We start from the raw sequence: 7,800 nt of genomic DNA, 5'->3' as shown, positions 1-7,800 counted from the left end.
CAGAGGTCACAGGTTCAAATCCTGTCCCCGCAACTCAATAACGAAAGAGTCCGCCCGTTTGGGCGGACTCTTTCGTTTAAGCCCTCCAACGGGGCATCTCCGGGTGAAACGATTTTCCACACGTAGACCTGCCTGCGTGCACACTGAGATTCCCGGAAAACACACTGAATTTGGGCAAACCTGCACGGATTTTGCTGACTTCGACCCCTGACGAAGGAAGTGTCCGGCTAGTTTTCTTGCAAGGGGAACACGGCTTGACCGGTGTGTTCTATGCGGTGCGGCGTCGGCTGGCCGGGGGAGGAGCTTCGATGGGCAAGATATCGAGAATGACTGGTGCGGCCCTGGGCGGAATCGCCGTCGGTCTGGCACTGTCGTTCATCCTGTGCGTGGCCACTAGCGTGATTGCCGTTTTGACCGGCTCCCGTGCGACGCTGCCGGGTCTTTTTACCGCGGCTGCCGGAACTGAAAACGGGGCGCTGGCCTTGGAGTTCCAGCCAAACTTCGTCGGAATCGCCGTGCTCATAGCTGTGTCGGTGCTTGTCCGTGTGGTGATGGCCGTACGAAGCAACCACGCGTCCCCTGGACCCACAGGACGCAATTAACGCGGGCGGGTCGTCCCAAGCATTCATTCCCTCCCTCCATGGTAAATACTAGGAGTTCCTAGTATTCTCGATTCCAAGCGTCAGCCATTTGCATCGAGGGAGCTGTGGAATGAAGATCGTCGTGCTCGTCAAACAGGTGCCGGATACGGCCGAGGAGCGCAAGCTCAACCTCGCAACGGGACAGCTCGACCGCGAGGCCACCGACTCCGTAGTGGATGAAATCAACGAGCGCGCCCTCGAAGCCGCATTGCGCCTCAAGGATGCCGACAAGGGCACCGAAGTGGTGGCAATGACCATGGGTCCCGCTGATGCTGTGCAGGCCTTGCGCAAGGCTCTTTCCATGGGCGCCGATTCGGCGGTTCACATCGTGGATGATTCCCTGAACGGCGCCGACACCGGCCGAACGGCAGCAACTCTGGCGGCCGCGTTGAGGGTGACGGGCTTCGATGTTGTGCTGGCCGGCAACGAATCGACGGACGGCCGCGGAGGCGTCGTGCCCGCAATGGTTGCCGAACACCTCAAGCTGCCACTCTTGGGATCGTTGGTCTCCGCCGACATCGCCGACGACGGCGTGCACGGCGTTCGTCAAGGCGAGGGCGGGACCCTCACGGTCCGGGCCGCATTGCCGGCCATCGTCACCGTGACCGAACGCTTCCCGGAGGCACGGTTCCCCAATTTCAAGGGCATCCTGACCGCCAAGCGCAAACCTGTCACCACGTTGTCCGCCGCCGAGCTGGACGTTCCGGCCGGCGTGAGCCGCACCGTAGTGGTCGCCACCGTTGAGCGGCCACCGCGCGCGGCCGGGCGCAAGCTCATCGATGACGGGACCGCGGCCGATGAGCTGGCTGAGTTCCTCGTTGCGAACCGGCTGGTCTGAGGGAGGAAAGAAATGTCGAACGTCCTGGCACTCATTGAAGTTTCCCACCGCGGCGAGATGGCCGCGTCGGCCCGCGGGCTGTTGGCCGCCGCGGCAACGCTTGGCTCGCCGGTCGCCGTCGTTGTGTCGGCTGCACCCCTGGCGGACGACGACGTCGCGTGGCTGGGTGAGCTGGGCGCGGTGAGGGTCTACGCGGCCCTGACAGCTGCCGCCGGCACCGTTTTGGTGGCACCTGCGGTGGACGCCCTGGGCGCGGCCATTGACGCCTACAGCCCGGTCGCCGTCCTCACCGCGAATTCGGTGGACGGCCGCGAGGCTGCGGGCAGGCTTGCCGTGCGGGTCGGCGGGAGCGTGCTCGCCGACGTCGTGCAGGTGCGCAGCGACAACGGAACCGTTGTAGCCCGGCATTCGGTATTCGGCGGCGCCTACACGGTTGATTCCGTGGTGGAAGGCGGGCTGCCGATCCTGACCATCCGGCAGGGGGCCATCGAAGGCCAGGCTCCCTCAGCCACGGCAGCCGTGGATGAGGCGTTTTTGGACACCCCGTCAGAAGGAGCCGCCGTCATCGACGGGTTCAACGACGATGCCGTTGTCTCGGCCCGGCCCGAGCTTCGGACTGCAGCCACGGTGGTTTCAGGCGGGCGCGGCCTGGGTTCGCCGGAGAACTTTGCGCTGGTCGAACAGCTCGCCGACACCCTGGGCGCGGCGGTCGGTGCGTCACGCGCCGCGGTCGACGCCGGGTACGTTGCCCAGACGGCCCAGGTAGGCCAGACGGGCGTGAGCGTGTCGCCGCAGCTGTACGTCGCCTTGGGAATCTCCGGAGCCATCCAGCACCGCGCAGGAATGCAGACCGCCAAGACCATTGTGGCCATCAACAAAGACGAGGACGCGCCCATTTTCGAGGTGGCTGACTTCGGAATCGTGGGCGATATCTTCACGGTGGTTCCAAAACTCATCGAGGCCGTCAAAGCCCGTTCCAACTGACGGCGTAACAGGCTTTGGCCGCTTCGGTGCGGAGCCTGTTAGCTTGATGCGTCCGCCCATTGCAAAGTTCATCCGAGAGGTGTCCGAGAAGATGTCCACCCCCGCCAAAAAGTCGACAGCAGCCAGAAGCAGATGGTCCCAGCCCGTCTGGGTGGTTCCAGGCGTGCTGATCGCACTTTTGCTCATCGTCTTGTTTACCAAGTGGTTGACGGGCCTGCCGGGTGTGCAGACGTTCCTGCATGACTTCCCGGGCGCCTCCAGCCTCCCGGCGAACGCTCCGGTCGGTTTCCCCGCCTGGCTCGGGTGGCAACACTTCCTGAACGTGTTCTTCATGGTGCTGATCGTCCGGTCCGGTTGGCAGGTACGCACGGCCAAGAGGCCGCCGGCCCAATGGACCCGCAACAACAAGGGGTTCATCCGGACCAAGAATCCGCCGACCAAGATCAGCCTGGACCTGTGGTTCCACCTGACCCTGGATGCCCTGTGGGTACTGAACGGCATTGTTTTCGTGATCGTGATCTTTGCCACCGGGCAATGGATGCGGATCATCCCCACCAGCTGGGATGTCTTCCCGAACGCCGTTTCCGCCGCCCTCCAATACGCCTCTTTGAACTGGCCCACCGAGGATGGCTGGGTGAACTACAACGCCTTGCAGTTGCTGACCTACTTCGTCACCGTCTTCATCGCAGCCCCGCTTGCCATCATCAGCGGCTTGCGCACGTCCTCTGCCTGGCCCAAGACGGCCGGCACGGTGAACAAGATCTATCCCATCGAACTGGCCCGGGCCGTGCATTTCCCGGTGATGGTGTACTTCGTGCTCTTCACGATCGTGCACGTCACCCTGGTCCTCGCCACCGGGGCGCTGCGCAACCTGAACCACATGTACGGCGGCAGCGACGAGATCAACTGGGTCGGTTTCGGAATTTTCGCCGTTTCCCTCCTCGTGATCGCGGGCGCGTGGTTCCTCGCGAGGCCGCTGTTCCTTCGCCCCATTGCTTCGCTGATGGGCAAAGTCAGCAAGTAACGCACCATAGCCAGTAAAGCACCATAGCCAGCAAAGCCGGACAACCCGGAGAACTGGGAAGAACTGCAAAGGAGTGCCAATGTTTGAGCTCACAGAGGACCAGCAAGCGATGGTGGAGATGGTGCGCGATTTCGCCGCGACGGCCATTGCACCGCATGCCGCAAAGTGGGACGAGACCAAGCATTTTCCCGTGGATGTCCTGCGTGAAGCGGGCACACTCGGCATGGGAGGCATCTATGTCCGGGAAGAGTTCGGCGGCTCCGGGCTTTCCCGCACGGATGCGGCGCTGATCTTTGAAGAGCTGTCCAAGGCCGACCCCACCATCGCGGCCTACATCTCGATCCACAACATGGTGGTGTGGATGATCGACGCTTTCGGCAATGATGAGCAGCGGGCTCAATGGGTGCCGCAGCTTGCGTCCATGGAGGCACTGGGCAGCTATTGCCTCACGGAGCCGGGAGCCGGCTCCGACGCTGCGGCGCTGAGTACCAGGGCAGTGCTCGACGGCGACCATTACGTTCTTAACGGCACCAAACAGTTCATTTCGGGCGCAGGGGTCTCCAGCGTCTATGTGGTCATGGCGCGGACTGCGGACACGGGCAGCCAGGGCATCACCGCGATCGTTGTGCCGGCTGACGCGCCAGGCATGTCCTTCGGCCCGAATGAGAAGAAGATGGGATGGAATGCCCAGCCCACCCGCCAGGTCATTTTCGAGGACGTCCGGGTGCCTGTGGCGAACCGGCTTGGCGAGGAAGGCAGCGGCTTCGGGATCGCCATGAAGGGCCTCAACGGAGGCCGGGTGAATATGGGTGCGTGTTCCCTGGGAGGTGGCCAGGCGGCCTTGGAAAAGTCCGTCGCCTACCTCAAGTCCCGATCCGCTTTCGGTGGCCCGCTCATCAACCAGCAGTCCCTCCTGTTCGACATTGCGGACATGGACACGGAACTTGAGACTGCCAGGACCCTGATCCTCCGGGCCGCCGACGCCTTGGACCGTGGTGCCCCGGACACCGTGAGACTGTGTGCAATGGCCAAGCGTGTGGCCACCGATGCCGGTTTCAATGTGGCGAACAAGGCCATCCAATTGCACGGCGGCTACGGCTACTTGTCGGAATACGGCCTCGAAAAGATTGCCCGGGACCTGCGGGTCCACCAGATCCTGGAAGGCAGCAACGAAATCATGAGGCTCATCGTCGGACGGCTCGCCGTAGGGGCATAGGGCACCCGGAAACACGAATGGCCGGACCCCAAAAGGGCCCGGCCATTCGCTCGTTGGGATTAAAGCTTGTCGAAGTCGGCTTCGTCCACGGTGTCCTTTGCCGGTGTGGTGGCTCCGCCGCCGGCGCCGATAGCGGCCTTCGAGCCGCCCGACTTCAGTGCCGCCAGGCGGGCCTCGATCTCAGTCTGCTCTCCGAGGTCCTCAAGCTGGTTGAACTGCGCATCCAGGCTGGAGGCTGCCAGTTCCTGCTGGCCAAGGACCTTGGCCTCTTCGCGGCGGATCTTCTCTTCGAAGCGGCCCACCTCGCTGGTGGGGTCCATGATGTCGATGCTCTTAAGGGCGTCGTGCACCTGGGTCTGGGCAGCAACCGTCTTCGAACGGGCAACCAGCTCGTTGCGCTTGCTCGTGAGCTCATTGAGCTTGACCTTCATCTGGTCCAGGCCGCTCTTGAGCTTGTCCACGACCTCCGACTGGGACGCGATGTTTGGCTCAGCGGCCTTGGCCTCGTTCTCGGCCGACATCTGGCGCTGGATGGCTACCTTGGCAAGGTTGTCGAACTTCGCGGCGTCGGCGGCGTTGCCCGCCGCACGGTACTCGTCCGCTTTGCGCGAGGCGGCAAGGGCCTTGTTGCCCCAGTCCTGGGCGTTCTTGAGGTCCTCGTTGTAGTCGGCCTGCAACATACGGAGGTTGCCGATGGTCTGCGCGACGGCGGACTCGGCCTCGGCGATGTTGTTCGAGTAGTCGCGGACCATCTGGTCCAGCATCTTCTGCGGGTCCTCAGCCTGGTCGAGCAAGGCATTGATGTTCGCCTTGGCGAGCTGTGCGATCCGCCCGAAAATGGACTGCTTAACCATGGTGTTGCCTTTCGTCCTGCTCAGTGGTGCCCACTGAATCCAGTGATCAGTTCTTGTACCGCTCTACGCGGGGAACGCGCCCCCACCTAGTCTTTGGGAGCTAGAAGCTGCCGTCTCCGCCGGAGTCGCCGCCCCAGCCGCCTCCGCCGTCGCCGCCGAAGAATCCTCTTCCGCCGCCTCCGCCGTCGCCTCCGAAGAAGCCCCCGCCGTCGTGGTCTCCGCCGCCCCAGCCGCCTCCGCCTCCGCCGCCGCGGAAGATGGAGTCGATGAGGATGCCGCCGAGGATCGCTCCGCCGAGGCCACCACCGCCCCCGCCGCCGAACAGCCCGCCCCGGCCGTAGCCTTGGTTGGCGAAGCCGCCGAACTGGTCGACGTCGGACTGGGCCAGTTGCGCGGCTTGGGCCGCGAGCGATTGGGCCTGTTGGGCGTATGTCAGCGCCGTGACGGGGTCATTGCGGGAAATAGACAGCGCGTAGTCGAGGTTCCGCTGCGCTTCGGCCAAGCGGGTGCGGGCCTCGGGGCCAACCCCGCCGCGCCGGGCCGCGATGTAGTCCGAGGTGGCGCTGATCTGGGACTGGGCAGCCATGATGGTCTGCTGGAGGGCAGCCTGTGCACGCCTAGCCTGTTCCTGCTGGTCGCGGATTCCCGAGAGGGCCTGGTCCAGCCCCTGGTGGGCCTTCTCCACCCGGTCCAACGTGGCGATGGGATCGATCTTTCCGCCCTGGATTTCGGTCTTGACCTGCGCCAACGCGGCTTCGACCCCGGCTACCGGACCGGCCAGCTCCGGGTGCTCGCCGGACTGGATCATCGCCTTGGCCTGGGCCAAGTCCTGGCTGGTCTCCGCCACGGCGCCGTCCAGCGCATTCCGGGCCTCGTTGAGGTTGTTTTCCAACTTGGAGATCGCGTCGATTAGCACGTTGGTCTGGTGCAGGCCTTCTTCTGCAGCGCGGACTGCGACCGCGGCAAGGCTGCTCTCACCCGCCGCGAGCTTTTCCCGCGCGGTGTTTGTTGCGTTCTCAACGAACGCAAGCCGGTCTTTGGCCTGGGTGATGTTGTCGCTCACGTGGCCCAGTGCGCTGTCTGCGTACTTTTCGCGCAATCCGTTGAGCGACTGCTCCGCGCTGCTGATCTTCGCCTCGGCTTCGTTGACGCCTGCGGCGACAGTGGCCAATGCCTGCGGCGCGTTCTTCTCGAGCTCGCGCAAGGAATCGAAGTCGGCCTTTTGCTCCCGCAGCGACGCGAGGGCGGCCTCCGAGCGCCGGATGATTTCTCCGAGCCAGCTGCGCTGCTGCTCTTCGGTGTCCGGGATGTGGTCGTCGAGCTGCTGCTGGAGCTTGAAGGATTCGGTCATATGGTTCTTTGCGTCGAGAAGCGCTTTCGAGAAGTTCCCGACGGCGGCATCGCCGTATTGCGCCTGGGCAAAGCCGAGCTCCTGCTCGCCGGACTTGATGGCGTCATCCGCTTCGATCAGCAGGGAGCCGGCTTTGCGGCGGAGGTCCGCGATGCTCATGGAGGCGAGGGGATCGAGTTGTTGCCCTTGCGGACCGTAAGCGGCGCCCGGGGCCTGGCCCTTCTTGCGCCGGTTGCGGAAGTACAAGTACGTACCCACACCGCCGGCGGCGACCACGGCGGCGCCGACGAGAGCGGCCGTGCCGGCGCCGGAGTTCTGGGTGTCCCCGATGGCCTTGGCGGCGTCAATCACGGCCTTGTCGTAGTTCTTCTTGCCTTGGACAAGGTTCGCCAGGACAGCGTTCTTGAGAATGTCGTCACGCTGGGAATCAGTGATCTTGCTGCCCGGACCCCGGGTGATGTTCACTTTGCCATCGTCCGTGGCAATTGCGAGCAAGACGTCGGTGGATCCGAACGACTTCTTCTTTGCCACCGCGTTGCCCCAGTCGGTGGGCGTGCTCGGGTTGGTGAAGGTCTTTTCGATCACCACATACAGATTGATCTGGTGGTCGGTGTAAAGGGACTTGATGGCGTTCTGAACAGAGCCCTTGTCGCGAAGGACGCCGGCGTCGTCAGTGATGTTCTGGCCGGACGGGATGGTCACCGGGTCCGCGGCCCAGGCTGCTGCGGCCGGGAGGACCAGCATTCCGGCCAGGCCGATGACGGCGACTACACGTTTCAACATTGACCGCATGTGCAACCCTTCAGCACGTCTGCGATTGGTCCGGGCCGGAACAATCGAAACAGAATGCATCAGCGCCCCCGCGCATGGTTGTCAAGCGGCAGGTCGCTGT

At 63.8% G+C, this 7,800-nt stretch carries 7 protein-coding genes; 5 read left to right on the top strand and 2 right to left on the bottom strand.

What is annotated here, in order from left to right:
* The first annotated feature begins 326 nt into the window (after window positions 1–326).
* The 5 genes from L0B83_RS03420 (at window position 327) to L0B83_RS03400 (ending at window position 4,703) form a co-directional block, all read left to right on the top strand.
* On the top strand, window positions 327–602 hold the full coding sequence (locus L0B83_RS03420; protein ID WP_234756964.1) for a hypothetical protein: 276 nt from the start codon (window positions 327–329) through the stop codon (window positions 600–602).
* A 109-nt stretch (window positions 603–711) separates the two neighbouring features.
* Window positions 712–1,479 (top strand): electron transfer flavoprotein subunit beta/FixA family protein, encoded by a 768-nt coding sequence (locus L0B83_RS03415; RefSeq protein ID WP_234756962.1) that lies wholly within the window; start codon window positions 712–714, stop codon window positions 1,477–1,479.
* Window positions 1,480–1,491: 12 nt separating this feature from the next.
* Window positions 1,492–2,463, top strand: coding sequence for an electron transfer flavoprotein subunit alpha/FixB family protein (locus tag L0B83_RS03410; protein ID WP_234756960.1), 972 nt, complete (start codon window positions 1,492–1,494; stop codon window positions 2,461–2,463).
* 91 nt (window positions 2,464–2,554) lie between these two features.
* Window positions 2,555–3,487 carry a cytochrome b/b6 domain-containing protein gene (locus L0B83_RS03405; RefSeq protein ID WP_234756958.1) on the top strand — a complete coding sequence of 311 codons (933 nt, stop codon included), beginning with the start codon at window positions 2,555–2,557 and terminating at the stop codon, window positions 3,485–3,487.
* A 79-nt stretch (window positions 3,488–3,566) separates the two neighbouring features.
* Window positions 3,567–4,703: an acyl-CoA dehydrogenase family protein gene (locus tag L0B83_RS03400; protein ID WP_234756956.1), complete on the top strand. Its 1,137-nt coding sequence runs from the start codon at window positions 3,567–3,569 to the stop codon at window positions 4,701–4,703.
* Between the two features lie 59 nt (window positions 4,704–4,762).
* Here the strand turns inward: L0B83_RS03400 and L0B83_RS03395 are convergent, their stop codons facing one another.
* Window positions 4,763–5,557: a PspA/IM30 family protein gene (locus L0B83_RS03395; RefSeq protein WP_234756954.1), complete on the bottom strand. Its 795-nt coding sequence runs from the start codon at window positions 5,555–5,557 to the stop codon at window positions 4,763–4,765.
* A gap of 100 nt (window positions 5,558–5,657) precedes the next feature.
* On the bottom strand, window positions 5,658–7,700 hold the full coding sequence (locus L0B83_RS03390; protein WP_234756952.1) for a TPM domain-containing protein: 2,043 nt from the start codon (window positions 7,698–7,700) through the stop codon (window positions 5,658–5,660).
* Window positions 7,701–7,800: the final 100 nt, after the last annotated feature.

It is taken from the genome of Arthrobacter alkaliphilus (genome assembly GCF_021483235.1).
Classification (GTDB): Bacteria; Actinomycetota; Actinomycetes; order Actinomycetales; family Micrococcaceae; genus Arthrobacter; species Arthrobacter alkaliphilus.
This window is presented reverse-complemented; position numbering and strand designations above follow the sequence as displayed.

What these genes read in the sequence shown, in the direction of transcription:
- L0B83_RS03410 (WP_234756960.1), top strand. Translation starts at nt 1,492, where the DNA reads ATGTCGAACGTCCTGGCACTCATTGAAGTTTCCCACCGCGGCGAGATG.
- L0B83_RS03405 (WP_234756958.1), top strand. Translation starts at nt 2,555, where the DNA reads ATGTCCACCCCCGCCAAAAAGTCGACAGCAGCCAGAAGCAGATGGTCC.
- L0B83_RS03415 (WP_234756962.1), top strand. Translation starts at nt 712, where the DNA reads ATGAAGATCGTCGTGCTCGTCAAACAGGTGCCGGATACGGCCGAGGAG.
- L0B83_RS03395 (WP_234756954.1), bottom strand. Translation starts at nt 5,557, where the DNA reads ATGGTTAAGCAGTCCATTTTCGGGCGGATCGCACAGCTCGCCAAGGCG.
- L0B83_RS03420 (WP_234756964.1), top strand. Translation starts at nt 327, where the DNA reads ATGACTGGTGCGGCCCTGGGCGGAATCGCCGTCGGTCTGGCACTGTCG.
- L0B83_RS03390 (WP_234756952.1), bottom strand. Translation starts at nt 7,700, where the DNA reads ATGCGGTCAATGTTGAAACGTGTAGTCGCCGTCATCGGCCTGGCCGGA.
- L0B83_RS03400 (WP_234756956.1), top strand. Translation starts at nt 3,567, where the DNA reads ATGTTTGAGCTCACAGAGGACCAGCAAGCGATGGTGGAGATGGTGCGC.